The organism is Rhodopseudomonas palustris (genome assembly GCF_003591005.1).
GTDB lineage: Bacteria > Pseudomonadota > Alphaproteobacteria > Rhizobiales > Xanthobacteraceae > Rhodopseudomonas > Rhodopseudomonas palustris_K.
Genome location: NZ_QYYD01000001.1, coordinates 40,426 through 64,157, shown reverse-complemented (window position 1 = coordinate 64,157; position 23,732 = coordinate 40,426). Strand labels below are relative to the sequence as shown.

At 64.9% G+C, this 23,732-nt stretch carries 26 protein-coding genes; 18 read left to right on the top strand and 8 right to left on the bottom strand.

Annotated elements, in window-relative coordinates; all coding sequences use genetic code 11:
* Nucleotides 1-150: 150 nt before the first annotated feature.
* From dapA to D4Q52_RS00345, 4 genes are read left to right on the top strand one after another with little or no spacing between them, the layout of a single operon-like run.
* Nucleotides 151-1,044 (top strand): 4-hydroxy-tetrahydrodipicolinate synthase, encoded by an 894-nt coding sequence (gene dapA / locus D4Q52_RS00360; protein ID WP_119854561.1) that lies wholly within the window; start codon nt 151-153, stop codon nt 1,042-1,044.
* A 10-nt stretch (nt 1,045-1,054) separates the two neighbouring features.
* A complete protein-coding gene (gene mscL / locus D4Q52_RS00355; protein WP_119854560.1) occupies nt 1,055-1,531 on the top strand; it encodes a large conductance mechanosensitive channel protein MscL in 477 nt (158 codons plus the stop codon).
* A 36-nt stretch (nt 1,532-1,567) separates the two neighbouring features.
* Nucleotides 1,568-2,041: an SsrA-binding protein SmpB gene (smpB, locus tag D4Q52_RS00350; protein ID WP_054162974.1), complete on the top strand. Its 474-nt coding sequence runs from the start codon at nt 1,568-1,570 to the stop codon at nt 2,039-2,041.
* A 29-nt stretch (nt 2,042-2,070) separates the two neighbouring features.
* Nucleotides 2,071-2,649 (top strand): peroxiredoxin, encoded by a 579-nt coding sequence (locus D4Q52_RS00345; RefSeq protein WP_119854559.1) that lies wholly within the window; start codon nt 2,071-2,073, stop codon nt 2,647-2,649.
* A 105-nt stretch (nt 2,650-2,754) separates the two neighbouring features.
* Here the strand turns inward: D4Q52_RS00345 and D4Q52_RS00340 are convergent, their stop codons facing one another.
* Complete coding sequence (locus D4Q52_RS00340) at nt 2,755-3,363, bottom strand: uracil-DNA glycosylase (protein ID WP_119854558.1); 609 nt, start codon at nt 3,361-3,363, stop codon at nt 2,755-2,757.
* 70 nt (nt 3,364-3,433) lie between these two features.
* Nucleotides 3,434-4,066 carry an NYN domain-containing protein gene (locus D4Q52_RS00335; protein ID WP_119854557.1) on the bottom strand — a complete coding sequence of 211 codons (633 nt, stop codon included), beginning with the start codon at nt 4,064-4,066 and terminating at the stop codon, nt 3,434-3,436.
* Nucleotides 4,067-4,406: 340 nt separating this feature from the next.
* Between D4Q52_RS00335 and rpoZ the strand changes: the two genes are divergently transcribed.
* From rpoZ to recO, 9 genes are all read left to right on the top strand, one after another.
* Nucleotides 4,407-4,799, top strand: a complete 393-nt coding sequence (gene rpoZ, locus D4Q52_RS00330) for a DNA-directed RNA polymerase subunit omega (RefSeq protein WP_054162816.1) — start codon at nt 4,407-4,409, stop codon at nt 4,797-4,799.
* Nucleotides 4,800-5,037: 238 nt separating this feature from the next.
* The gene (locus D4Q52_RS00325) at nt 5,038-7,329 is read left to right on the top strand and encodes a RelA/SpoT family protein (protein ID WP_119854556.1); all 2,292 of its coding nucleotides are present in this window, start codon (nt 5,038-5,040) and stop codon (nt 7,327-7,329) included.
* Between the two features lie 165 nt (nt 7,330-7,494).
* Nucleotides 7,495-8,259: a pyridoxine 5'-phosphate synthase gene (locus D4Q52_RS00320; RefSeq protein ID WP_119854555.1), complete on the top strand. Its 765-nt coding sequence runs from the start codon at nt 7,495-7,497 to the stop codon at nt 8,257-8,259.
* A complete protein-coding gene (gene acpS / locus D4Q52_RS00315) occupies nt 8,256-8,675 on the top strand; it encodes a holo-ACP synthase (protein ID WP_119854554.1) in 420 nt (139 codons plus the stop codon). Before D4Q52_RS00320 ends, acpS begins: the two co-directional genes overlap by 4 nt.
* A 253-nt stretch (nt 8,676-8,928) precedes the next feature.
* Nucleotides 8,929-9,687 carry a signal peptidase I gene (gene lepB, locus D4Q52_RS00310; RefSeq protein WP_119854553.1) on the top strand — a complete coding sequence of 253 codons (759 nt, stop codon included), beginning with the start codon at nt 8,929-8,931 and terminating at the stop codon, nt 9,685-9,687.
* Nucleotides 9,684-10,502 (top strand): ribonuclease III, encoded by an 819-nt coding sequence (rnc, locus tag D4Q52_RS00305; RefSeq protein ID WP_119854552.1) that lies wholly within the window; start codon nt 9,684-9,686, stop codon nt 10,500-10,502. Before lepB ends, rnc begins: the two co-directional genes overlap by 4 nt.
* Nucleotides 10,495-11,418 (top strand): GTPase Era, encoded by a 924-nt coding sequence (era, locus tag D4Q52_RS00300; protein WP_119854551.1) that lies wholly within the window; start codon nt 10,495-10,497, stop codon nt 11,416-11,418. Before rnc ends, era begins: the two co-directional genes overlap by 8 nt.
* Nucleotides 11,415-11,810 carry a hypothetical protein gene (locus D4Q52_RS00295; RefSeq protein ID WP_119854550.1) on the top strand — a complete coding sequence of 132 codons (396 nt, stop codon included), beginning with the start codon at nt 11,415-11,417 and terminating at the stop codon, nt 11,808-11,810. The genes era and D4Q52_RS00295 overlap by 4 nt, the downstream gene beginning before the upstream one ends.
* Before the next feature lie 512 nt (nt 11,811-12,322).
* Nucleotides 12,323-13,069 (top strand): DNA repair protein RecO, encoded by a 747-nt coding sequence (recO, locus tag D4Q52_RS00285; protein WP_119854548.1) that lies wholly within the window; start codon nt 12,323-12,325, stop codon nt 13,067-13,069.
* Nucleotides 13,070-13,083: 14 nt separating this feature from the next.
* On the opposite strand, the gene D4Q52_RS00280 is transcribed toward recO, so the two are convergent.
* The gene (locus D4Q52_RS00280) at nt 13,084-13,728 is read right to left on the bottom strand and encodes a glutathione S-transferase family protein (protein WP_119854547.1); all 645 of its coding nucleotides are present in this window, start codon (nt 13,726-13,728) and stop codon (nt 13,084-13,086) included.
* Nucleotides 13,729-13,891: 163 nt separating this feature from the next.
* On the opposite strand from D4Q52_RS00280, the gene D4Q52_RS00275 reads away from it, so the two are divergent.
* Nucleotides 13,892-14,464: a TetR/AcrR family transcriptional regulator gene (locus D4Q52_RS00275; protein ID WP_234831010.1), complete on the top strand. Its 573-nt coding sequence runs from the start codon at nt 13,892-13,894 to the stop codon at nt 14,462-14,464.
* Here D4Q52_RS00275 and D4Q52_RS00270 read toward each other — a convergent pair.
* Complete coding sequence (locus tag D4Q52_RS00270) at nt 14,461-15,336, bottom strand: SDR family oxidoreductase (protein WP_119854546.1); 876 nt, start codon at nt 15,334-15,336, stop codon at nt 14,461-14,463. The two genes, D4Q52_RS00275 and D4Q52_RS00270, sit on opposite strands and share 4 nt — an antisense overlap.
* 80 nt (nt 15,337-15,416) lie before the next feature.
* Between D4Q52_RS00270 and D4Q52_RS00265 the strand changes: the two genes are divergently transcribed.
* Complete coding sequence (locus D4Q52_RS00265) at nt 15,417-15,914, top strand: winged helix-turn-helix transcriptional regulator (protein WP_119854545.1); 498 nt, start codon at nt 15,417-15,419, stop codon at nt 15,912-15,914.
* Between the two features lie 9 nt (nt 15,915-15,923).
* Complete coding sequence (gene parC, locus D4Q52_RS00260; RefSeq protein ID WP_119854544.1) at nt 15,924-18,185, top strand: DNA topoisomerase IV subunit A; 2,262 nt, start codon at nt 15,924-15,926, stop codon at nt 18,183-18,185.
* A gap of 24 nt (nt 18,186-18,209) precedes the next feature.
* Here parC and D4Q52_RS00255 read toward each other — a convergent pair whose 3' ends face one another.
* A complete protein-coding gene (locus D4Q52_RS00255) occupies nt 18,210-18,404 on the bottom strand; it encodes a hypothetical protein (protein WP_119854543.1) in 195 nt (64 codons plus the stop codon).
* Nucleotides 18,405-18,640: 236 nt separating this feature from the next.
* On the opposite strand from D4Q52_RS00255, the gene D4Q52_RS00250 reads away from it, so the two are divergent.
* A complete protein-coding gene (locus D4Q52_RS00250; protein ID WP_119854542.1) occupies nt 18,641-20,014 on the top strand; it encodes an Nramp family divalent metal transporter in 1,374 nt (457 codons plus the stop codon).
* 99 nt (nt 20,015-20,113) lie between these two features.
* On the opposite strand, the gene D4Q52_RS00245 is transcribed toward D4Q52_RS00250, so the two are convergent.
* The 3 genes from D4Q52_RS00245 to hemB all read right to left on the bottom strand — a co-directional run bounded on the left by D4Q52_RS00245 (nt 20,114) and on the right by hemB (nt 23,082).
* Nucleotides 20,114-20,887: an arginyltransferase gene (locus tag D4Q52_RS00245; RefSeq protein ID WP_119854825.1), complete on the bottom strand. Its 774-nt coding sequence runs from the start codon at nt 20,885-20,887 to the stop codon at nt 20,114-20,116.
* A 74-nt stretch (nt 20,888-20,961) separates the two neighbouring features.
* The gene (locus D4Q52_RS00240) at nt 20,962-21,537 is read right to left on the bottom strand and encodes an RDD family protein (protein ID WP_119854541.1); all 576 of its coding nucleotides are present in this window, start codon (nt 21,535-21,537) and stop codon (nt 20,962-20,964) included.
* A 492-nt stretch (nt 21,538-22,029) separates the two neighbouring features.
* The gene (gene hemB / locus D4Q52_RS00235) at nt 22,030-23,082 is read right to left on the bottom strand and encodes a porphobilinogen synthase (protein WP_119854540.1); all 1,053 of its coding nucleotides are present in this window, start codon (nt 23,080-23,082) and stop codon (nt 22,030-22,032) included.
* 154 nt (nt 23,083-23,236) lie between these two features.
* On the opposite strand from hemB, the gene D4Q52_RS00230 reads away from it, so the two are divergent.
* A complete protein-coding gene (locus tag D4Q52_RS00230) occupies nt 23,237-23,722 on the top strand; it encodes a DUF6163 family protein (RefSeq protein ID WP_119854539.1) in 486 nt (161 codons plus the stop codon).
* Nucleotides 23,723-23,732: the final 10 nt, after the last annotated feature.

Here is a 23,732-nt window from a genome sequence, read left to right as displayed (position 1 = left end):
GCGCTTCCGACTGTTGCTGCGCGCCCTGTGCAAGCCCGATCCAGGCAACCTGCGAGTTCGGTTTTCTTTGCGATTTCAGGTCTTTCGCGCCTGTCGTGAAGTCGTTATGAAGACAGTTCGTTTGTGGACGAGGGGCGTCAGGAGAAGACAATGGCAGCCAAGGCGAATTTTCGGGGATCGTTTACCGCCATGGTCACGCCGTTCAAAAAAGACGGCTCGCTCGACGAGCAGGCGTTTCGCAGCCTGGTGAACTGGCAAATCGACGAGGGCAGCCACGGCCTTGTGCCGGTCGGCACGACCGGCGAAAGCCCGACGCTGAGCCATGACGAGCACCACAAGGTCGTGGAATGGTGCGTCGAGGAAGCCAAGGGCCGGGTACCGGTGATCGCCGGCGCCGGCTCGAACTCGACGCGTGAAGCCGTCGAACTCGCCAAGCACGCCGAAAAGGCCGGCGCCGACGCCGTGCTGGTGGTGACGCCGTATTACAACAAGCCCACCCAGGAGGGCATGTATCACCACTTCAAGGCGGTGAACGACGCGATCGGCATTCCGATCATCATCTACAACATCCCGCCGCGCTCTGTGGTCGACATGTCGGTCGAGACCATGACCCGGCTGTACGAGCTGAAGAATATCGCGGGCGTCAAGGACGCCACCGCCAATCTCGGCCGGGTATCGCAACAGCGCCACGCGATGGGCGCCGACTTTCTGCAACTGTCCGGCGAGGACATGACGGCGTTGGCCTATATGGCCGCCGGCGGCCACGGCTGCATTTCCGTGGTGTCGAACGTGGCGCCTAAGCTGTGTTCGGATTTGATGGGCGCGGTGTTCGCAGGCGATTATGCCGGGGCACTGAAGATCCAGGACCGGCTGGTGCCGCTGCACGACGCAGTGTTCAAGGAGCCGGGCGTGGCGGGGGCCAAGCATGGTCTGACATTGCTCGGTCGGATCGAGCAAAAGGTGCGGCTGCCGCTGATGCCAGTCACCGAGCCGACCGGCCAGGTCATCCGCTCTGCGATGATGCACGCCGGCCTGCTGAACTGACGGGTTGCGCATGGACACTGGAGAGTCGGTCCGAGGTCTGGAACAGAAGGGATCGAAGTTGCTCAAGCAGTTTCGCGACTTCGCCATGAAGGGCAACGTCGTCGACCTCGCGGTCGGCGTCATCATCGGTGCGGCGTTCGGTGCCATCGTCACCTCGCTGGTTGGCGACGTGATCATGCCGATCATCGGCGCAATCACCGGCGGGCTGGACTTCTCGAACTACTTCACGCCGCTCTCTAAGGCCGTTACCGCCAACACGTTGGCCGAGGCGAAGAAACAGGGGGCGGTGCTCGCCTGGGGCAATTTCCTGACCGTGACGCTGAATTTCCTGATCGTTGCGGCGGTGCTGTTCGCGGTGATTCGGTCGCTCAACAAGCTCAAGCAGCAGGCGGAAGAAACCAAGCCGCCACCGCCCACTCCGACCCGGCAGGAGGAACTGCTGACCGAAATCCGCGATCTCCTGAAGGGCTCGCGCCCACAGGTTTAGGCCGGCCGAACGGCCGCCAACGAGGTTTCAGCCGCTATGGCCGACAAGAACGAGCGCCCGATCAAGGTCGTGGCCGAGAACCGCAAGGCGCGGTTCAACTATGCGATCGAGGACACCATTGAGGCCGGCATCTCGCTGACCGGCACCGAGGTGAAGTCGGTGCGCAGCGGCAAGTCGACCATCGCGGAGTCCTACGCGGATTCGCGCGGCGGCGAGATCTGGCTGATCAACGCGACCATCCCCGAATATCTGCAGGCAAACCGCTTCAACCACGAACCGAAGCGGCCGCGCAAACTGCTGCTGCACCGCAAGCAGATCAACAAGCTGATGGGTGCCGTCGAGCGCCAGGGCATGACGCTGATTCCGCTGAAGCTGTATTTCAACGAAAAGGGCCGCGCCAAGCTGCTGCTGGCGCTGGCCAAGGGCAAGCAGCTGCACGACAAGCGCGAGACCGAGAAGAAGCGAGACTGGAGCCGCGAGAAGGGCCGGTTGCTCCGCGCCCGCGGCTGAGTGCAGGCATCGACGGATGGGGAGGATGGATGGCCAATCAGGACAGCTTGAATGAGGTGGACTGGAGTACGATCCCGGCGCCGATCGATGACGGCGGCGCGGCCCATCTCGTTGGCACGACCATTCCACCGGTGGCGCTGCCGGCGACCTATGGCGGCGTGGCGACGCTGGGTGCCCTGACCGGACGCACCGTCGTGTTCGGCTATCCGCGCACCGGCGAGCCCGGCAAGATCGCGCCCGTCGACGACTGGGACATGATCCCAGGCGCGCGCGGTTGCACCCCGCAGACCTGTTCGTTCCGCGACCTGTTCGCCGAGCTCAAGGCGGCCGGCGCCGACCAGGTGTTCGGCCTCTCGACTCAGACTACCGATTATCAGGCCGAGATGGCCGCCCGGCTGCATCTGCCGTTTCCGGTGCTGTCAGACGCCAAGCTCGAACTCGCGGCTGCACTCAACCTGCCGACCATGCAGGTCGCCGACATGACGCTGCTCAAGCGTATCGCGCTGATCATCGACGACGGCCGCATCAGCCACGTGTTCTATCCGGTGTTCCCGCCGGACCGGAACGCCGGAGATGTGTTGGCATGGCTGAAGGCCAATCCGCGTTAGTTGATCCCGCGCAAATGCAGCCGCGTCATTGCGAGGAGCGCAGCGACGAAGCAATCCTGCGCAGTGCGCGGAGCTGGATTGCTTCGCTTCGCTCGCAATGACGAGTTAGTTGCCAGCATCTAAATCCGCCCGCACCTTCGCAAACACGTCTCGAAACATCTTCGGCGTCAGCACGCCGGTATTCGTGTTGTAGCGAGAGCAGTGGTAGCTGTCGTACAGGCGGAAGCGGCCGGCCTCGTGCACCGCGCCGTGGCCGAACGGCGCCTGGCCGGCGCGCAGGCCGACCGCCTTCAGAGTCGAGTCGTGCGCGATGCGTCCGAGCAGCACGACGGCGCGCAGCTTCGGCATCGTCTCGATCGCACTGGAAAGAAACCGCCGGCAGGTGTTGATCTCGATCGGCAGCGGCTTGTTCTGCGGCGGGACACAGCGCACCGCGTTGACGATTCGGCTGCCGACCAGCCGCAGCCCGTCGTCGGGACGCGCCTGATAATGCCCCTGGGCGAAGCCATATTCGATCAGCGTGGCGTAGAGCAGGTCGCCGGCGTAGTCGCCGGTAAACGGTCGGCCGGTGCGATTGGCGCCCTGCAGGCCAGGCGCGAGGCCGACGATCAGCAAGCGGGCGTCGGCCGCGCCGAAGCTGGGGACCGGGGCGTTATGCCAGCCGGGCTCGCGCGCCCGATGCTCGTGGCGAAATTCCACGAGCCTCGGGCACATCGGGCAGTCGCGATCGGGCTCGGTGATCGGGCGAAGAACGCCGGCCCTGGGGCCGCGCGCCGGCACAGCGTTAGTCTTCGAAATCGTCGTCTCCGCCCCGAGGGGCGATGGCGGCCGAGCGCTGCAGGAACTGCGGCGTGTGGTGGCGCGGTTCGCGCGGCGGCGGGCGATCGGCCGGGTCGCGGCCGATCTTCGACTGCAGCTCGACCAGGTCAGTGAAGATGTCAGCCTGGCGCCGCAGTTCGTCGGCGATCATCGGCGGCTGGCTGGAGATCGTCGAGATCACCGTGACGCGGACGCCGCGGCGCTGCACGGCTTCGACCAGGGAGCGGAAGTCGCCATCCCCGGAGAACAGCACCATCTGGTCGATGTGTTCGGCCAGCTCCATGGCGTCGACCGCGAGCTCGATGTCCATGTTGCCTTTGACTTTGCGGCGACCACTGGCGTCGATGAATTCTTTCGTCGCCTTGGTAACCACGGTGTAGCCGTTGTAGTCGAGCCAGTCGATCAGCGGACGAATCGACGAGTATTCCTGATCTTCGATGATGGCCGTGTAGTAAAACGCGCGGATCAGCGTGCCGCGGCCCTGAAATTCCTTGAGCAAGCGTTTGTAATCAATATCGAAGCCGAGCGTCTTTGCCGTCGCATAAAGGTTGGCGCCATCGATAAACAGCGCGATTTTGTTGCTCGCAGAAGTGGACATCCAGATCTCTCGTGTTCTGTCGTTAGGGCTTGGTGGCGCAGCTAAAACCGCGCGTTAAAGGCAAATTTTCACGAATAACCGTCGGCATCGAGTGCCGGCACAATCTTCAACCGCACGAAGCTTCAGCCGGTATTCTATACTTTTCTTTCTGAAAAGAAGCCTTTTCTTGTCGGACCCGTGTTCGTCCCAGTGAATGGTGCGCCCATCGCCGGATAAAAGTTGCATTATCAGAGGGTGGGGTCACGGCCAAATGACAAATTGGTTCTTGCGCATCCCTTCATCGACCTATACCTACGCGACACAACTCGCATTTTGGTCCTTTTGAACGGAGCGACTGGCGATGGCGCGCGTCACCGTGGAAGATTGCATTGATAAGGTCGACAACCGGTTCGACCTGGTGCTGCTGGCAGCGCACCGCGCGCGAATGATCTCGTCCGGCTCGCAGCTCACAATCGACCGTGACAACGACAAGAATCCCGTTGTTTCGCTTCGAGAAATCGCCGAGCAGACGATCTCGCCGGAAGACCTCAAGGAAGAGCTGGTGCACTCGCTGCAGAAGTTCGTCGAGGTGGACGAGCCGGAGCAGGACACCGTTCCGCTGATTGGTTCTGCAGGCGCCAGCGTCGATGCCGACGATACCGAGGTCGCTCTTGAGCGCATGACCGAGGAAGAGCTACTCAAAGGGCTCGAGGGCCTGGCTCCACCGGAAGAGCAGCCCGAAGAGGACGAGTGAGGCACGACGCCGCGTCCAACTGCTCAAATCTGCACACGGCCCGGATCGCTCCGGGCCGTTCGCTTTTTCGGCACAGCGCGCCTTGCCGCAGATCAAACCTCTGCCAGTATGGCAGGTTTTCGGATCGTTGATCTTCCCATGAGGTCAAAACGCTTTACTGTTGCTCCATCGGATTTCCGTACGATCTGAGCCCAACAGGAGACATGCGGCGCAGGGCGCCGCGGTTGAGGTTGTAACTATGGCGTCAGGACGCCGCATTTCGAGGCAGATGGAAGCGATGGCCGACTCGGCGGCGCCAGTTGTGACCGACCCGCCGCCGGCTCCCGCGAGGCCACGGGCGCCGCGCGCCCGGATGATGCGGCAATATGACTTGGTCGAGCGGGTCCGGTCGTACAACCCGGATACCGACGAAGACATGCTCAACCGGGCCTATGTCTACGCCATGAAGGCGCATGGCGAGCAGACCCGGGCGTCAGGCGATCCGTATTTCTCGCATCCGCTCGAGGTCGCGGCGATCCTTACCAACCTCAAGCTCGACGATGCGACGATCGTCGCAGCGCTGCTGCACGACACGATCGAGGACACCGAGGCGACCCGCACCGAGATCGACAAGCTGTTCGGTCACGAGATCGGCGCGCTGGTCGAAGGCCTGACCAAGCTGAAGCGGCTTGAACTGGTATCCCGCGAAGCCAAGCAGGCGGAGAACCTCCGCAAGCTGCTGCTGGCGATCGCCGACGACGTCCGCGTGCTGCTGATCAAGCTGGCCGACCGGCTGCACAACATGCGCACGCTGGATTTCGTGCCGCCGGCGTCGCGCCAGCGTATCGCCGAGGAAACGCTCGATATCTACGCGCCGCTCGCAGGCCGCATGGGCATGCAGGAGATGCGCGAGGAGCTCGAGGACCTATCGTTCCGGACGCTCGATCCCGAGGCCTTCGCGGTGGTGATGCAGCGGCTCGACGCGCTGGCCGAACGCAATCGCAATCTGATCGGCGAAATCGAAACCCAGCTATCCGCCAACCTCGCCAAGAATGGCCTCAAGGCCGAGGTCACCGGACGGCGCAAGCGGCCGTTCTCGATCTGGACCAAGATGGAGCGCAAGTCGGTCGGCTTCGAGCAATTGTCGGACATTTACGGCTTCCGTGTCGTGCTCGACGACGTGCCGTCCTGCTATCGCGCGCTCGGCGTGGTGCACACCACCTGGCCGATGGTGCCGGGCCGGTTCAAGGACTACATCTCGACGCCGAAGCAGAACGACTACCGCTCGCTGCACACGACGGTAATCGGCCCCGGCCAGCAGCGCGTCGAGCTGCAGTTCCGCACCCAAGACATGAACCAGATTGCCGAATACGGCATTGCCGCGCACGCCTTCTATAAGGACGGCGCAGGCTCGCCGACCGAGCTGCTCAACCGCGAGTCGAATGCCTTCGCGTGGCTGCGGCACACTATCGAGATGCTGTCGGAGGCACAAAACCCCGAGGAATTCCTCGAGCACACCAAGCTCGAGCTGTTCCATGATCAGGTGTTCTGCTTCACGCCGAAGGGCAAGCTGATCGCGCTGCCGCGCGCCGCCAACGTCATCGACTTCGCCTATGCGGTGCACACCGACGTCGGCAACAGCGCGGTCGGCTGCAAGATCAACGGCAAGTTCGCGCCGCTGTCGTCGGAGCTGCAGAACGGCGACGAGGTCGAAGTGCTGACGTCGAGCGTGCAATCGGCGCCGCCGGCCGCATGGGAATCGCTGGCACGCACCGGCAAGGCGCGCGCCGCGATCCGCCGTGCGACCCGTGCTGCGATGCGCGATCAGTATGCCGGCCTCGGCCGCCGTATCGTTGAGCGTCTGTTCGCGCGCGCCAAGATCGAATACGCCGACGACAAGCTGAAAGGCGCGCTGCCGCGGCTGGCGCGCGCCTCGATCGAAGACGTGATGGCCTCGGTCGGGCGCGGCGAGATGAAGGCGTCCGACGTCGCCCGCGCGATGTATCCGGACTACAAGGAAGAGCGCACCGCGCGGTTCGGGGGAAAGAAGCCGGAGAAGCCGGGCACCAAGCCGGCGCCGGAGGCCGGCAAGGTCGGACCAGCCGTGCCGATCGGCGGCATCCATTCCGGCCTGCCGGTGAAGTTCGCGCCGAACGGCGGCGCCGTGCCGGGCGATCGCATCGTCGGCATTGTCACGCCGGGCGAGGGCATCACCATCTATCCGATCCACTCGCCGGCCCTGAAGGAGTTCGAGGAAGAGCCGGAGCGCTGGCTCGACGTCAAATGGGATATCGACGAGTCGACGCCGCAGCGCTTCCCGGCGCGGCTGTTCGTGCAGAACGTCAACGAGCCAGGCAGCCTGGCGCAGATCGCCAGCGTGATCGCCGAGCACGACGGCAACATCGACAACATCAACATGAGCCGGCGCTCGCCGGATTTCACCGAGCTCACCATCGATCTGGAGGTCTACGACCTCAAACATCTCAGCGCCATCATCGCCCAGCTTCGCGCGAAGGCGGTCGTGGCCCACGTCGAGCGCGTCAACGGATGACGCGCGCGTGAATCAGCTAGTATCTGCGTCATTGCGAGCACCCGGATCGACGCTTCGCGCCGTCCGGGCACAGGCTCCGCGAAGCAATCCAGGGTCCGCACGCGCGGCGTGGATTGCTTCGTCGCTCCGCTTCTCGCAATGACGAATTCAACTGCAGGTTCAACGATGCCGAACATTTCTCCGCTGCGCCTCGGAGTGAATATCGATCACGTCGCTACGGTGCGGAATGCCCGCGGCGGGCGCCACCCTGATCCCCTGCGCGCGGCCTTGACCGCGATCGAAGCCGGCGCCGACGGCATCACGGCCCATCTGCGGGAGGATCGCCGCCATATCCGCGACAACGACATGGAGCGGCTGAAGGCGGAGATCTCCAAGCCGCTGAATTTCGAGATGGCGGCGACGCCCGACATGGTGCGGATCGCGCTCGGCGTGCAGCCGCACGCGGTGTGCCTGGTGCCTGAGCGGCGCGAGGAACTGACCACCGAAGGTGGTCTCGATGTCGTTGGACAGCGCGACTCGCTGGCGCCATCGATCGCGCGGTTCAACGACGCCGGCATCCGGGTGTCGCTGTTCATCGCCGCCGACCCGGCGCAGATCGAAATGGCCGCGCAGCTGAAGGCACCGGCGATCGAGTTGCACACGGGCGCCTGGTGCGACGCCATCGCCGACGACGAGCCGGCCAGGGCCGCCGAGGAATGGCGCCGGATCGTCGCCGGCGCGGCGCTGGCGCGCTCGGCTGGGCTGGAAGTCCATGCCGGTCACGGCCTCGATTACGCCACCGCCGAGACCATCGCGGCGCTGCCGCAGATCGTCGAACTCAACATCGGCTTCTACATGATCGGCGAGGCGCTGTTCGTCGGCCTTGGCGAGACGGTGAGGGCGATGCGGGCCGCGATGGACCGCGGCCGCGCCAAGGTCGCCGCCGCATGATCATCGGCATCGGTTCGGACCTGATCGACATCACCCGGATCGCCAAGGTCCTCGATCGGCACGGCGAACGCTTCCTCGATCGGATTTTCACCGACGTCGAGCGCGCCAAAGCCGACCGCCGCGCCAACAACGCTAATATGGTAGCGGCGACCTACGCCAAACGCTTCGCCGCCAAGGAGGCCTGTTCCAAGGCGCTTGGAACAGGCATTCGGCTCGGGGTCTGGTGGCGTGACATGGGCGTTGTCAATCAGCGCGGTGGACGTCCGACCATGCTGCTGACCGGCGGTGCAAAGGCCCGGCTTGATGCACTGACGCCGGCCGGCATGGTTGCCCAGATCGATCTATCGATCACCGATGAATGGCCGCTGGCCCAGGCCTTCGTGGTGATCTCTGCCAACCCGGCGCCGCCCGGCTGACCGCCATGCGGCCTGGCGCCAAACCAAAAGCCGCTGATCTGTCATAGGATTAGCGAGTTTTGACGGGACTGTTGATTGCACGCCCCGCGACAACGGTCTACAACCGCGCGGAACCCCCGGCGGGTCGAGTCTCCGGTTTAAGCGTCCGGATTCCGGCCGATGCCGCCCAGCCACTTCTCATCGCGGCGCGGCCCGCTTCGCCTGAGAACAATCGTCCACCGTGCGGCGACCGCGACGGAAAATCGGGAAAGCGATGAGCGTGACATCCGGTACGAAATCTGAGAGCGGCATTGGCGAAACGATCCGCGTCGTCATCCATGCCCTCATCATCGCTCTGGTGATCCGCACCTTTCTGTTCCAGCCATTCAACATCCCGTCCGGATCGATGAAGGCGACGCTGTTGGTCGGCGACTATCTGTTCGTGTCGAAATACTCTTATGGCTACAGCCACTATTCGATTCCGCTGTCGCCGCCGATCTTCTCCGGCCGGATCTTCGGCTCGGAGCCGAACCGCGGCGACGTCGTGGTGTTTCGGCTGCCGAAGGACGACTCCACCGACTACATCAAGCGCGTGATTGGGCTGCCGGGCGACCGCATCCAGATGCGGGAAGGGCTGTTGTACATCAACGACAAGCCGGTGCAGCGCGAACGCTTGCCCGACTTCGTGGGTGAAGATCCGTGCGGGTCTGAGGCGACCGCTCGGGTCAAGCGCTGGAAGGAGACGCTGCCGAACGGCGTCAGCTACGATACGCTCGATTGCGTCGACAATGGCTTTTACGACAACACCAACGTCTATACCGTGCCGCCGGGCAATTTCTTCATGATGGGCGACAACCGCGACAACTCGACCGACAGCCGCGTGCTGTCCGCGGTCGGTTATGTGCCGTTCGAAAACATCATCGGCCGCGCCCAGATGATCTTTTTCTCGATCGCCGAAGGCGAGCACGCCTGGCAAATCTGGCGCTGGCCGACGGCAGTGCGCTGGAGCCGTATTTTCTCGATCGTGCGATGACAGAGGACGTGACCAGCATCGACCGCCCGGCGCCCGCAGCCGAGCCGCCTGTGCCGGCTCAGCCGGCGAGCGATCAGCCGGCCGGCCGCAAGCGTCGCAGCAGGGCGAAGTCGAAGGCAACGGCGGTCGCGATCGAACAGCGGATCGGTCATAGCTTTGCGGACCCGTCGCTACTCAACACGGCGCTCACGCACGTCTCCGCGCTGAAGTCGGCGCGCAATCGTGCGGACAGCTATCAGCGGCTCGAATTTCTCGGCGATCACGTGCTTGGGCTCGTGGTGTCCGACATGCTTTATCGCGCCTTCCCGAATGCGGATGAGGGCGAACTGTCGAAGAGGCTGGCCGATCTGGTGCGCAAGGAAACCTGCGCCGACGTCGCGCGCAGCCTCGATCTCGACGAAGGCATCAAGCTCGGCACCGTCGGCGCGGGCGCCGGAGCGCGGCTGCGCAAATCCGTGCTCGGAGACATTTGCGAGGCCGTCATCGGCGCGGTCTATCTCGACGGCGGCTACCCGGCGGCCGCAGATTTCGTGCAGCGCAATTGGACCGAGCGGATGAAGAAGCCGGCCCGCTCGCTACGCGATCCGAAGACCGTGCTGCAAGAATGGGCGCAGGGCAAGGGCCTGCCAACGCCGGTGTATCGCGAGGTCGAGCGCACCGGGCCGCATCACGATCCGCAATTCCGCGTCGCCGTCAGCCTGCCGGGCCTCGAGGACGCCGAGGGTGTTGGCGGCAGCAAGCGCGCGGCCGAGAAGGTCGCCGCCTCGGTGATGCTCGCGCGCGAAGGCGTTAGTGGCGGCAACAACGATGTCTGAGCCGGTCGAACCCCTCGATGTGAATAGCCGCTGCGGCTTCGTTGCGCTGATCGGCGCGCCCAATGTCGGCAAGTCGACGCTCGTCAATGCGCTGGTCGGCTCCAAGGTCACCATCGTGTCGCGCAAGGTGCAGACAACGCGCGCGTTGATCCGCGGCATCGTGGTGGAGGGCCGCTCGCAGATCATCCTGGTCGATACACCCGGCATCTTCGCGCCCAAGCGCCGGCTCGACCGCGCCATGGTGAAGACCGCCTGGAGTGGCGCCCACGATGCCGATCTGGTCTGCGTGCTGCTCGACGCCCGTGCCGGGATCGACGAACAGGCCGAGGCGATCTTCGACAATCTGCAGAACGTCGCACGCCCCAAGCTTCTGGTGCTCAACAAGATCGACCTGGTGCCGCGCGAAAAGCTGCTCGGCCTGGCGCAGCGCGCCAATGAGAAGCTCGCCTTCGAACGCACGTTCATGATCTCGGCGCTGTCCGGCGACGGTGTCGACGACTTGCGCCGCGTGCTGGCAGAAAAGGTGCCGCCAGGGCCGTTCCATTATCCCGAAGACCAGATGTCGGACGCGCCGCTGCGGCATCTCGCGGCGGAAATCACTCGCGAGAAGATCTTCCGCAAGCTGCATCAGGAACTGCCGTATCAGTCCACGGTCGAGACCGACACTTGGACCGAGCGCAAGGACGGCTCGGTGAAGATCGAGCAGACCATCTTCGTCGAGCGCGAGAGCCAGCGGAAGATCGTGCTTGGCGCCGGCGGCGCGACCATCAGGGCGATTGGCGCGGACGCGCGCCGGGAAATCAGCGAAATCCTCGAGCAGAAGGTCCACCTGTTCCTGTTCGTGAAAGTTCGGGAAGGTTGGGAAAACGACCCGGAGCGCTACCGCGAAATGGGCTTGGAGTTCCCCAAGGAATGACCGACGCCACAATCAGCGTTCCGCGCAACGTGTATTGGTTCGAAGTATTGCTGTTGGCGTCGGTGACGCTCGATTGCATCTCGGTTGCGTTTCAGGACCGCACCATGGACGCGGATATGTCAGCGAGCGTGATCGCCGCCGCCAACACCATCGCGGCCGGACTGATCATCCTGCTGACCTATCTGGTCTGGCTCGCCGCACATGGCCGTAAGAAATGGGCGCGCGCGGTGTTGACGGCCTCGCTGGCGTTTTCGGTAGTTTCTCTGATGCAGATCATCGGGGCCAATGGCATCGAGCCCGGCATCTGGATCGATATCGTCTCCTGCGCGCTGACCGGCGCCGGGATCTATCTGTCCTACACCGGCGACGCGCGCGGCTGGTTCACCGGGTAGGATTGTCCAGTTCGGGCCGCAGCCTTCGGCTGCGATCAGATCTGCGCCCCGGCGCTTGGTCGCGAATATGTGAGCCGTAGCGTCCGACTGCAGGATCAGATCGCTCCTACATGTTTCCTGCTGAGGTTTCGGCGTGCAAAGCCCGGTATTCTCCGGCACCGCGCGTCCGATTCAACGGAGACAGCCATGACGGCAGGGAAGACGGTCGTCGCGACGGCGGTGCTAGCGATCATCACGGCCACATCTGCGTCGGCGCAGGAGCCCGCGGCCTTCCAGTCCATGTATCCCAACCGGGACGTGCTGAACGGCGGCGCGCTAACGCCGGCAGGCCGGATGGGACTGGAAGAGGCCGGAGGCGCCGTGTCCTCACCCCGAGCTTTTACCGGCGCCGTTGCGCCACTCGCGGCCCCCGAACCGGTATCACAGGCCCGCCGTCGGTCCTATCGTCATCGCTGAAACTAAGGTGGGCTCAGCCGCTGCGCCGACCGACGAAATCCTGTAGCGTTGCTCCAATGGAATGGAGCGACGAGGGCATCATTCTCGGGGTACGGCGGCACGGCGAGTCCGCCGCGATCGTCGAGCTATTGACGCGCGAGCACGGCCGGCATCTCGGCATGGTGCGCGGCGGCGCGTCATCGCGGATGCGGCCGCTGCTGCAGCCCGGCAACAGCGTGCTGGCGGTGTGGCGGGCGCGGCTCGACGAGCATCTCGGCTATTATCAGCTCGAAGGCACGCGGCTGCGCGCGGCGACAATGCTGGCGTCGTCGCATGCGGTGTATGGCGTCACCCATTTGGCCTCGCTGGCGCGGCTGCTGCCGGAGCGCGATCCGCATCAAGAGATCTACGCGATGCTCGAGCATACGCTCGACGATTTCGACGACGCCGGCGGCGCGGCGGCGTATCTGATCCGGTTTGAGTTGGCGATGCTCGCCGAACTCGGCTTCGGCCTCGATCTGTCGACCTGTGCGGCGACCGGCGTGACGACCGATCTGATCTACGTCTCGCCGAAGTCGGGCGGCGCGGTGTCGCGCAGCGCCGGCGAGCCGTGGCGCGACAAGCTGCTGCGGCTCCCGGCCTTCCTGCGCGACGAGGACAGCCCGTCCGGCTGGTCGCAACAGGACCTGCGCGATGGCTTCGACCTGACCGGACGCTTCCTGCTGCGCAACGTGCTGGAGCCGCGCGGGCAGGGGCATTCCGACGCCCGCGACGGCTTCATCAATGCAGTAACGCGGGCGATGGCGCGGGTCGCCATCCCGTGATTGCGTGGCGCCGCTCAGGCGAATCGCGGCAGCCGTTGTCCCGGCAGCAGATCGTACGGCGAGCGCCAACCCGGCAACGCCGCGATGCGGTCGAGCCAGGCCTGCACTTCCGGGTGTCGGCTTGGAAGATCGAAACCAGTCTCGGCGTTGGGAAACGACAGATACGCCATCATCGAAAAGTCCGCGATGGTCGGGGCGTCGCCGATCGCAAACGCGTGGTCGCGCAGATGGGTGCCGAGGATGCCGAGCGCATCGTCGATCCTCCGGCGGAAATAGGCTTGCACGTCCTGGTTCGCCGACGGCATGTAGGTGCGCGCGAACCGATAGGTCGCGGCGTAGCTGCTGAGCTTGTGGTTGTCCCAAAACAGCCAGCGCAGCACTTCGAACTTCTCCTCCGCGGTGACGCCGCCGAACCGGCCGTAGCGCTCGGCGAGCTGCAGCAGGATCGGCGCGGTCTGCGTCAGCCGCACGCCATCCTGTTCGAGCACCGGGATCTCGCCCATCGCGTTGACGCGGGCGCGCCATTCCGGCGTCCTTGTGACGCCGCTGCCGAAATCAGTCCACACCGGCTCAAACGTCTGTCCGCACAGCGTCAGCATCAGCGCCAGCTTGTAGCTGTTGCCGGATTCAGGGAAATAATGCAGGCGATAGGTCGGCATAGAATTGCCTCCATGGTGGGCGGTTTCGTCAGCGCTCGGCGATATCATCGGCGCCGCGGTTCTGGGGTCTAGAACCGTTGTCATGATAAAAAGAACAAATGTTCTGTAAGAAGATTGATGAGATCGGGGCTGCTGTCAAGCGATGGATATGAGCGAGCTGGACATGAGCGAGCGCGAACGCGACATGATGGAGGCGACACTGCGCCTGATCGGCCGTAGCGGACTGAAAGCCGTCACCCATCGCGCGGTCGCGGCCGAGATTGGGATGTCGCTCGGGGCGATCACGCACCGCTATCGCAGCCGCGATCTCCTGGTCGAGGCCGCACTGAATTTCGCGCTGATCCGTGAGGTCAAGCGGCTGCGGGCGCTGGCGCTCAGGCTGCAGAGCGAGGCGCTCGACGTCGGGGCGTGGATCGATGCGCTGGTCGGTTGGTACGCAAAAGAACTCGATACTGAGCCGGAGATCCACGTCGCCTGCTATGAAGCTTTCCTCGCGGCGGCGCGGGATGATCGCTACCGGCCGATCGTCGCCGAATGGCACCAGACCTGGCGCCGCAGTGCCGAGCTGGCGCTGACCGCGGCGGGCTCACGCGCGCCGCGGCTGCACGCCGACATCTTCGTCTCGGCGACGGTCGGGATGGTGCTGGAGCAGCTCGCCGCTCCGCGCCGGAGCTTTAAGAAGGAGATGCGAGCTGCCCTGTCCGAACTGGTGCGCGGTCTGATCGGTCAGCGCTAGCGCGACGCAGCCAAGGCAGCCGCGATGGTTGCCGCGAGCGGCGTGGTTGGCCGGCCGATCAGCCGGGCGAGGTCGCCGCTACTGTCGTTCAGCGCGCCCTTTGCGGCGCCGGCATCGGAATCGGCCAGCAGCGCCGCGAACGGCTCGGGCAGGCCGGCGCCGATCAGGGCCGCCTTGTAGTCCGCTTCCGGCAGATTCCGATAGACCACCGGCTTGCCGCTCTGCCGGCTCAGCTCGGCGGCGAATTCGGCGAGCGTGTAGGGCGCATCGCCGGCCAGCTCATAAACTCGTCCGACCTGCGCAGCGTCAACGGTCAACACTTTGATGGCGGCTTCGGCGTAGTCGGCGCGCGCCGCCGAGGCGATCCGGCCGTCGCCGGCGCTGCCGAGCAGGGCGCCATGCGCCAGCGCCGCCGGGATCGAGGCGGCGTAGTTCTCGGTGTACCAGCCGTTGCGAAGCAGGACGTGCGGCACGCCGGAAGCTGTCAGCGCGGCTTCGGTCTGGCGGTGTTCCTCGGCGAGGCCGAGCGGGGACGTGTTGGCATGCAGCAGGCTGGTGTAGGCGAGCAGCTTCACGCCTGCCTGCTTCGCGGCCTCGATGGCGTTGCGGTGCTGCACGGTGCGCTGGCCGACCTCGCTGGACGAGATCAGCAGCGCCCGGTCGACGCCGGCGAACGCGGCGGTCAGCGTTTCGGGACGGCTGTAGTCGCCCTGGTGGACGTGCAGGCCGCGCGCGGCGAATTCGGCCGCGGCTTTGTCGCTGCGGACGAGGACGCCGATCTGGGAGCCGGGAACGGTCTTGAGCAGGCCATCGATCACGAGGCGGCCAAGCTGACCGCTGGCGCCGGTGACAAGGAAGCGGGAGGCAGACATCAGGATCTCCTGGTGGTTTACGAACGGGAGTAGGTCTATAATGGAGACCTTCCAACAGCGGCGTAAGGAGGCAGTTTTCCGTGCCAAGGTTACCTGCAGAGAACCCGGCCACCGCGACGCATCGCGCGACGCTGGTCGATCGCTACGCCGCCTGGCGTGCGCTCGGTTTCGACGCCGCGCATTGCCCGGTGCGCAATATGCTCGACCATCTGGGCAGCAAATGGAGCACGCTTCTACTTATAGCGCTGGCTAAAAAGCCGATGCGATTCAACGCGCTGCTGCGGGATGTTCCAGATATTTCGAAGCGGATGCTGACGCAGACGTTGCGCGACCTGGAGCGCGACGGGCTGGTGCTGCGCCAAGTGTTTCCGACCAAGCCGCCGAGCGTCGAATACCGCTTGTCGCTGATGGGCGAGTCCGTGCTCGGGCCGCTGACGGCGCTGGTCGGCTGGGCCGAGCAGCATTTCCCCGACATCCAGCACGCGCGCGCCCGGTTCGATGGCGCCGCGGACGACCACGCGGCGCCGGAGGCGCAGCCCGACCGGGTTGCGCTTGCTCCGGTCCCGGCCGGGAGTTAATGCCTCGCCATGGGAAAAAGACTGATTCCGCCGGAGCCGGCCGAGATCCACGAGGTGCAGCTGCGCGAGGCGCTGGAAGAGCGCTACCTCGCTTATGCGCTCTCGACCATCATGCATCGCGCCTTGCCGGATGCCCGCGACGGGCTGAAGCCGGTGCATCGGCGCATCCTCTACGGCATGCGGCTGTTGCGGCTCGACCCCGGCACGCCGTTCAAGAAGTCCGCCAAGATCGTCGGCGACGTGATGGGCTCGTTCCATCCGCACGGCGACCAGTCGATCTACGACGCGCTGGTGCGGCTCGCGCAGGATTTCTCGTCGCGTTATCCTCTGGTCGACGGCCAAGGCAATTTCGGCAATATCGACGGCGATAACCCCGCCGCCTATCGCTACACCGAAGCGCGCATGACCGATGTCGCGCGCCTCTTGCTCGAAGGCATCGACGAAGACGGCGTCGCGTTCCGGCCGAACTATGACGGTCAGGCCAAGGAGCCGGTGGTGCTGCCCGGCGGCTTCCCGAACCTGCTCGCCAACGGCGCGCAGGGCATCGCCGTGGGCATGGCCACCGCGATCCCGCCGCACAATGCCGCTGAGCTGTGCGACGCCGCGCTGCATTTGATCGAAAAGCCGGACGCCAAGTCGAAGGCGCTGCTGCGTTTCGTCAAGGGGCCGGACTTCCCGACCGGCGGCATCATCATCGATTCCAAGGAAAGCATCGCCGAAGCCTACACCACCGGTCGCGGCGCGTTCCGGACCCGCGCCAAGTGGGAGCAGGAAGAGGGCGCGCGCGGCACTTGGGTCGTGGTGGTCACGCAGATCCCGTGGCTGGTGCAGAAGTCGCGGCTGATCGAGAAGATCGCCGAGCTCCTGAACGAGAAGAAGCTGCCGCTGGTCGGCGACATCCGCGACGAGTCGGCCGAGGACGTCCGCATCGTCATCGAGCCGAAGTCGCGCGCGGTCGATCCGGCGCTGATGATGGAGTCGCTGTTCCGGCTGACCGAGCTGGAGAGCCGGATTCCGCTGAACCTCAACGTGCTGGTCGGCGGCCGCATTCCCAAGGTGCTCGGCCTCGCCGAATGTCTGCGCGAATGGCTCGACCATCTGCGCGACGTGCTGCTGCGCCGCTCGAACTATCGCAAGACGCAGATCGAGCACCGCCTCGAAGTACTCGGCGGTTATCTGATCGCTTACCTCAACATCGACGAGGTGATCAGGATCATCCGCACCGAGGACGAGCCCAAGCCGGTGCTGATGAAGGCCTTCAATCTCACCGAGATTCAGGCCGAAGCCATCCTCAACATGCGGCTGCGCAGCTTGCGCAAGCTCGAAGAGTTCGAGATCAAGAAGGAAGACAAGGAGCTTCGCGCCGAGCTGAAAGGGATCAACGCGGTTCTCAAATCCGAGACCGAGCAGTGGGCGAAGGTCGGCGAGCAGGTCCGCAAGGTCCGCGAGATGTTCGGGCCGAAGACGCCGCTCGGCAAGCGCCGCACGATGTTTGCCGACGCGCCGGAGCACGATCTGGCGGCGATCGAGGAGGCCTTCGTCGAGCGCGAGCCGGTCACCGTGGTAATCTCCGACAAGGGTTGGGTGCGCACGCTGAAGGGCCACGTCGAGGATCTGTCGGGGCTGAACTTCAAGCAGGACGACAAGCTCGGCCAGTCGTTCTTCGCCGAGACCACCTCGAAGCTGCTGCTGCTCGCCACCAACGGCCGGTTCTACGCGCTCGACGTCGCCAAGCTGCCCGGTGGCCGCGGCCATGGCGAGCCGATCCGGATGTTCATCGACATGGAGCAGGACGCGGCGATCGTGACCGTGTTCGTGCACAAGGGCGGCCGCAAATTCCTGATCGCCAGCCATGACGGCCAGGGCTTTGTCGTGAACGAGGACGAGGTCGTCGGCTCGACCCGCAAGGGTAAGCAGATCCTCAATGTCGACATGCCGAACGAGGCGCGGGCGTTGACCGTGGTGGGCGAGGGCGCCGATCAGGTCGCGGTGATCGGCGACAACCGCAAACTGCTGATCTTCCCGCTCGACCAAGTGCCGGAGATGGCGCGCGGCCGCGGCGTTCGATTGCAGAAGTACAAGGACGGCGGGCTATCCGACATCGTCACCTTCGTGGCCAAGGAAGGTCTGAGCTGGCGCGACTCCGCGGGCCGCGAGTTCAGCGCCACGCTGAAGGAATTGGCTGAATGGCGCGGCAATCGCGCCGACGCCGGCCGCCTGCCGCCGAAGGGTTTCCCGAAGTCAAACAAGTTCGGCCGCGGCATCGCCTGATTGCGCCCCGCGATCGGCGTGGGGCTATTTGCTATTTGGCGCGCTCGCCGGCGGCGGCGCGAGGTTCGGATGCTGTTTCGGCCGCAACGTGCCGACGTAGAACGACAGCCCGCCGACCAGCACGACGCACAACAGATACACGACATAAGCCTGCGGGGGCGTCGTCGCCCACCGCAACAGGCCGCCGAGCGATCGGGGCTGGTTGAACCGGTCTTGCATGCACGGCGTTGTGCGCGAAATCACGTCCGAGGAAAAGTCAGAATCGGCGCAGTGTGCTGGATCGTCGGCGCATAGGGCATTGCTCGTGCCTACCAAGCCAGCATGCTCATTGAATTTGCACGATGTCGGTCGGAATACCTCCGTAGCAGCACGAATCAGGGATCCAATGGAAGGTAGCGGGTTCTTGCTGTTGCAAGTCACTTGCAAGAAGGATCGAAATCATCCACTCTGACCAGATGGACGCGCAAACACCTCAGTCTTCTTCGGCTTTGCCACTTTCAACCGAGCCCGGTGCTCCCGGTTGGCGCTCGGCGCGCGGCGAGCCGTCGCTGGTCGGGATGTTCGGGTCGGTGCCGGCACGGGCAAGCGGCTCGTTCTGGCGCAAGCTGGTCGCGTTTCTCGGTCCCGGCTATCTGGTCGCCGTGGGCTACATGGATCCCGGCAATTGGGCGACCTCGCTCGCTGGCGGATCGAAGTTTGGCTACACGCTGCTCAGCATCGCGCTGATTTCCAACATTATGGCGATCGTGCTGCAGTCGCTGTGCACGCGGCTCGGCGTCGGCGCCGGGCGCGATCTGGCGCAGGCCTGCCGCGACGCCTATCCGCGCTGGGTGTCGTGGCCGCTGTGGCTCTCGGCTGAGATCGCCATCACCGCCACTGACTTGGCCGAGGTGATCGGCACGGCGATCGGCCTCAATCTGCTGTTCGGCATTCCGCTCGAACTCGGCGTGCTGATCACGGCTGCGGACGTCTTTCTGGTGCTGGCGCTGCAGGCGTTCGGCTTCCGCTGGATCGAGGCGTTCGTGGTGGCGCTGCTCGGGGTCATCGCCGCATGCTTCGCGATCCAGATCGCGATGGCGGATCCGGAATGGGGCGCGGTGATCCGCGGCTTCGCACCGACCACCGAGATCTTCAAGAACAGCGAGATGCTGTATCTGGCGCTCGGCATCCTGGGCGCCACCGTGATGCCGCATAATCTGTATCTGCATTCCGGCCTGGTGCAGACCCGCGGCTATGCGGATGACGTCGCGTCCAAGCGCGAGGCGATCAAGCTCGCCACCGTCGACTCGACGTTGGCACTCTGCCTGGCGCTGACCATCAACGCCTCGATCCTGATCCTCGCAGCCGCCACCTTCCACCACGCCGGCAAGACCGACGTCGCCGAGCTCGACCAGGCCCACGCCTTCCTGGCCCCGCTACTCGGCTCGACGCTGGCGCCGACGCTGTTCGGCATCGCGCTCCTGTGCTGCGGCCTCAACTCGACCATCACCGCGACGCTCGCCGGCCAGATCGTGATGGAGGGCTTCATCCAGTTCAAGATGAAGCCGTGGCTGCGCCGGATGATCACTCGCATGATCGCGATCGTGCCAGCGGTCGGCGTCACGATGTGGGCGGGCGAGAAGGCGACCGGGCAACTGCTGATCCTCAGTCAGGTGGTGCTGAGTTTGCAGTTGCCGTTCGCGGTGGTGCCGCTGGTGATGTTCACCGCCAGCCGCGCCAAGATGGGCGTGTTCGTCGCGCCGCGCTGGCTGACGGCGGCGGCTGCGGTGATTGCGGTGATCATCATCGCGCTGAACATGAAGCTGGTGTTCGACTTCGCGACGGGGTGAGGATGTAGCCCGGATGAGCGAAGCGATATCCGGGTTTCAAACTTCGCCGCCCCGGATGTCGCTTCGCTCATCCGGGCTACCACGGCGCAGTGCTTGCTATCAGTCCTGCGGCTCCGGCTGCTCGCCGTTGGCGTCGACGCGCAGCCAGCCGCTCGGCGCCAATCGCTGCTGCGGCAGGTAGCGGCCCTTATAGTCCATCTTCTTCGAGCCTTCGATCCAGTAGCCGAGATAGACGTAGGGCAGCCCGAGCCGTCGGGCGCGGGCGATGTGATCGAGGATCATGAAGGTGCCGAGCGAGCGGCTGTGTTCGCCGGGCTCGTAGAACGAATACACCATCGATAGCCCGTCACCCAGCACATCGGTCAGCGCCGCCGCGACCAGGTCGCCGCCGCGGCCGGTGATGCCGGTGTCGATGGTGCGCTTGCGATATTCGATGATGCGGGTCTGGACGTGGCTGTCCTCGACCATCATGGCGTAGTCCAGCACGGTCATGTCGGCCATGCCGCCGTGGCGATGGCGCTGGTCGAGATAGGCCCGGAACACCGAGTATTGCTCCGACGTCGGCACCGCGTTGCGCTGCTCGCCGATGATATCGGCGTTGCGGGCGAGGATTTTGCGCTGGTTGCGCGAGGCGCGGAATTCGTTGGCGATCACCCGGACCGACACGCAGGCCCGGCACTGGTCGCAGGCCGGGCGGTAGGCGATCGACTGGCTGCGGCGGAAGCCGCCATGGGTGAGCAGGTCGTTGAGCTCGCCGGCTTTGTTGCCGACCAGATGGGTGAACACCTTGCGCTCGTGCCGGCCCGGCAGATACGGGCACGGCGAGGGGGCCGTCAGATAGAACTGCGGGGTGTCGCGCGAGTGCTGAGTCACGTCGGTCCGTTCAATCTCCAACGCGGTCCAGCATCGCGCCCCCGCCGGCTGCGGTCAATCGCTTTGGCAGCCGGTTACGGGCGGGCAGGCTGCGCGGCCAGCGCGGTGCTGTTGATAATCACGGTTCCGAGCACAATGTCGTGCAGCAGCCGGCGACGGCCGTTGAACAGGCCGACCAGCAGCACCAGCGGCGTCAGCATCGACACCGACAGCCAGAACAGGAAGGCGTGCACGGCGCCGAGCACGAAATAGCCCGGTTCACCGCTCCAGGTGACCAGCTCGATCCCCATCGCCCGCATGCCGAGCGTGGCCGAATGTGGTCCGCCGAGCGAGGCCCCGTAATACACCAGTGCCCAGATTACCGACGCCGGCGATACGATCCAGAACAGTGTCCAACCGAGACCGAGCGTCACCACGCCGAACACCGCGATGAACACGCAGGCGAGAATCACCGGCACTGCCAGTACGACGAAATCGATCATGAACGCGAACACGCGCTTGGTCAGCACGCCCTCGAACAGCTCAGGAGCGCGCCAGCCGTCGAAGGCCGCAGGCTGCTCATAGCCGCCACGCGAACCGCCATCGCCGGGGCCGGCGCTTCGCCATCCCGCGCTGGACCCGCTCTGTCCGTTTGCACCGTAGTCAGCCATCTTCGCGCTCCCAGCTTGCCAATTGGCGACGTGGCACGACATGGCGACGGCCTCGGCCGACCGCAAGATGACCGCGACATTACAAAGCGGCAAATAGGACGACTCGAGAGCGCCGCGGTCATTTCAAGCAGGGATCCGCGCCCTCGCACTCAGTCGTCATGGCCGGGCTTGTCCCGCCTGCGGGGCCGAAGCCCCTTCGGCGCGGCGAAGGCCCGGCCATCCACGCCTTTGCTGCGTTTCCTTCCGCAAGGCGTGGATGCCCGGCACAAGGCCGGGCATGACGGTGGTTAGGAAAGTGCCTGACCTTAAAGGGCGCGTTTCCGGCCAGACTTTCGGGATGAGTACTCAGTGCAATGTGGCAACGGTCTTGGCGCTTCAAACATGTCGATGAAGCGCGCGGGTTGAAGGCGGAGGTGACGGCATCAGTGGCGCCCGGCGCAAGCTGCGTGCTGATGTCCCTCCGCCGAGCCTAGAACTGAGCCGATCCGCCTCTCACCCCTGCTTGCGCAGCTTCTCCGCGGCCTGCGGGGCGAAGTAGGTGAGGACGCCGTCGGCGCCGGCGCGTTTGAAGCCGAGCAGGCTTTCCATCATGGCGCGTTCGCCGTCGAGCCAACCGTTGTTGGCGGCAGCGGCGATCATCGCGTACTCGCCGGACACCTGATAGGCGAAGGTCGGCACCGCGAAGGTTTCCTTCACGCGGCGGACGATGTCGAGATATGGCATGCCGGGCTTCACCATCACCATGTCGGCGCCCTCGGCGAGATCGAGTTCGACCTCGCGAATCGCCTCGTCGGTGTTGGCCGGGTCCATCTGGTAGGTGCGCTTGTCGCCGGTCAGCGCCTTGGCGGAGCCGATCGCGTCGCGGAACGGGCCGTAAAACGCCGACGCGTACTTCGCCGCATAGGCCATGATCTGCACGTCCAAGAAGCCGGCGGCGTCGAGACCCTCGCGGATCGCGCCGATGCGGCCATCCATCATGTCGGACGGCGCGATCACGTCGCAGCCGGCCTCGGCCTGCACCAGCGACTGCTTCACCAGCACCGCGACAGTCTCGTCATTGAGGATACGGCCGTCCTGGATCAGGCCGTCATGGCCGTGGCTGGTGAACGGATCCAGCGCGACGTCGCACAGCACGCCGAGCTCGGGGAACTCCTTCTTGATGGCGCGCACGGTGCGGCAAACCAGATTGTCGGCGTTGGTCGCCTCGGTGCCTTCTTCGTCGCGCAGCGACGGCTCAGTGTAGGGGAACAGCGCGACACAGGGGATGTCGAGCTTCACGGCGCGCTCGGCGGCACGGACCACCTGATCGATGCTGAGCCGCTCCACCCCAGGCATCGAATTGATCGGCGCGCGCTTGTTGTCGCCATCGATCACGAACATCGGCCAGATCAGATCGTCGGTGGTCAGCACATTCTCGCGCACCAGGCGGCGGGCCCATTCGGATTTGCGGTTGCGCCTTGGGCGCACGGTCAGGTCGAGCGGCTGGGCGGACGGCCGGAGGACGGGGTCGCGGACTTCGAGTGGACGGCCGAATTTGATCGCCATGTTGCCAATTCTCCCTGGAGGCGCCCGTTTGGAGCCTCAAAGTAGCATTTTGACACTGCTGCGTCACTGCGCCGTTGACTTGGCGCAATCGAGGCGGAGCGGTTGCCATCACAACGGATTGATTTTGCCGTTCTTCCGGGCCAAGACTCGTCCCATGACCGAGATCCAGCCGACCACGCGCGAACCGATTCCGCGCGACACGATCCCGCGAGACCCGTCGATCGGCGTCGCCGCGATCGCGCCGGAGCGCGATGAGCGGCACGAAAACGACTGGACCCAGCGCCTCGTGCTGTTCCTGCGCGTGATGGCGGTGATCTCGATCTGCAAGGGCCTTTATCACTGGGCGCAGATCACCGGCTTCGTCGGCGGCGAGGACGACGTGTTCGAAGTGCAGTCGATGGCCTGGCAGACCGCCACGGTGTATTTCGCCGTGATCGAATTGGTCGCCGCGATCGGGCTGTGGCTGGCGACGCCGTGGGGCGCCGTGGTCTGGCTTACGACTGTCGTTTCGATGGCGGTGATCGAGCTGATGTTTCCGGCCATCTATGGTGGCAGCCTTCTGATCGTCTCGATCGAGGCATTGCTGCTCGCCGCCTATCTTGGGCTGGCCTGGATGGCGGCGCGCGAACGGCCGCCATAGTCGCTGCGAC

Coding starts and splice junctions, on each gene's coding strand:
- dapA (WP_119854561.1), top strand. CDS start 151: ATGGCAGCCAAGGCGAATTTTCGGGGATCGTTTACCGCCATGGTCACG.
- D4Q52_RS00335 (WP_119854557.1), bottom strand. CDS start 4,066: ATGTCCACTTCTGCGAGCAACAAAATCGCGCTGTTTATCGATGGCGCC.
- D4Q52_RS00295 (WP_119854550.1), top strand. CDS start 11,415: ATGACCGACGCCACAATCAGCGTTCCGCGCAACGTGTATTGGTTCGAA.
- hemB (WP_119854540.1), bottom strand. CDS start 23,082: ATGGCGATCAAATTCGGCCGTCCACTCGAAGTCCGCGACCCCGTCCTC.
- lepB (WP_119854553.1), top strand. CDS start 8,929: ATGAGCGTGACATCCGGTACGAAATCTGAGAGCGGCATTGGCGAAACG.
- rnc (WP_119854552.1), top strand. CDS start 9,684: ATGACAGAGGACGTGACCAGCATCGACCGCCCGGCGCCCGCAGCCGAG.
- D4Q52_RS00325 (WP_119854556.1), top strand. CDS start 5,038: ATGGCGTCAGGACGCCGCATTTCGAGGCAGATGGAAGCGATGGCCGAC.
- D4Q52_RS00230 (WP_119854539.1), top strand. CDS start 23,237: ATGACCGAGATCCAGCCGACCACGCGCGAACCGATTCCGCGCGACACG.
- smpB (WP_054162974.1), top strand. CDS start 1,568: ATGGCCGACAAGAACGAGCGCCCGATCAAGGTCGTGGCCGAGAACCGC.
- D4Q52_RS00345 (WP_119854559.1), top strand. CDS start 2,071: ATGGCCAATCAGGACAGCTTGAATGAGGTGGACTGGAGTACGATCCCG.
- D4Q52_RS00275 (WP_234831010.1), top strand. CDS start 13,892: ATGAGCGAGCGCGAACGCGACATGATGGAGGCGACACTGCGCCTGATC.
- rpoZ (WP_054162816.1), top strand. CDS start 4,407: ATGGCGCGCGTCACCGTGGAAGATTGCATTGATAAGGTCGACAACCGG.
- D4Q52_RS00320 (WP_119854555.1), top strand. CDS start 7,495: ATGCCGAACATTTCTCCGCTGCGCCTCGGAGTGAATATCGATCACGTC.
- D4Q52_RS00255 (WP_119854543.1), bottom strand. CDS start 18,404: ATGCAAGACCGGTTCAACCAGCCCCGATCGCTCGGCGGCCTGTTGCGG.
- D4Q52_RS00280 (WP_119854547.1), bottom strand. CDS start 13,728: ATGCCGACCTATCGCCTGCATTATTTCCCTGAATCCGGCAACAGCTAC.
- era (WP_119854551.1), top strand. CDS start 10,495: ATGTCTGAGCCGGTCGAACCCCTCGATGTGAATAGCCGCTGCGGCTTC.
- mscL (WP_119854560.1), top strand. CDS start 1,055: ATGGACACTGGAGAGTCGGTCCGAGGTCTGGAACAGAAGGGATCGAAG.
- acpS (WP_119854554.1), top strand. CDS start 8,256: ATGATCATCGGCATCGGTTCGGACCTGATCGACATCACCCGGATCGCC.
- D4Q52_RS00240 (WP_119854541.1), bottom strand. CDS start 21,537: ATGGCTGACTACGGTGCAAACGGACAGAGCGGGTCCAGCGCGGGATGG.
- D4Q52_RS00270 (WP_119854546.1), bottom strand. CDS start 15,336: ATGTCTGCCTCCCGCTTCCTTGTCACCGGCGCCAGCGGTCAGCTTGGC.
- D4Q52_RS00340 (WP_119854558.1), bottom strand. CDS start 3,363: ATGTGCCCGAGGCTCGTGGAATTTCGCCACGAGCATCGGGCGCGCGAG.
- parC (WP_119854544.1), top strand. CDS start 15,924: ATGGGAAAAAGACTGATTCCGCCGGAGCCGGCCGAGATCCACGAGGTG.
- D4Q52_RS00250 (WP_119854542.1), top strand. CDS start 18,641: ATGGACGCGCAAACACCTCAGTCTTCTTCGGCTTTGCCACTTTCAACC.
- recO (WP_119854548.1), top strand. CDS start 12,323: ATGGAATGGAGCGACGAGGGCATCATTCTCGGGGTACGGCGGCACGGC.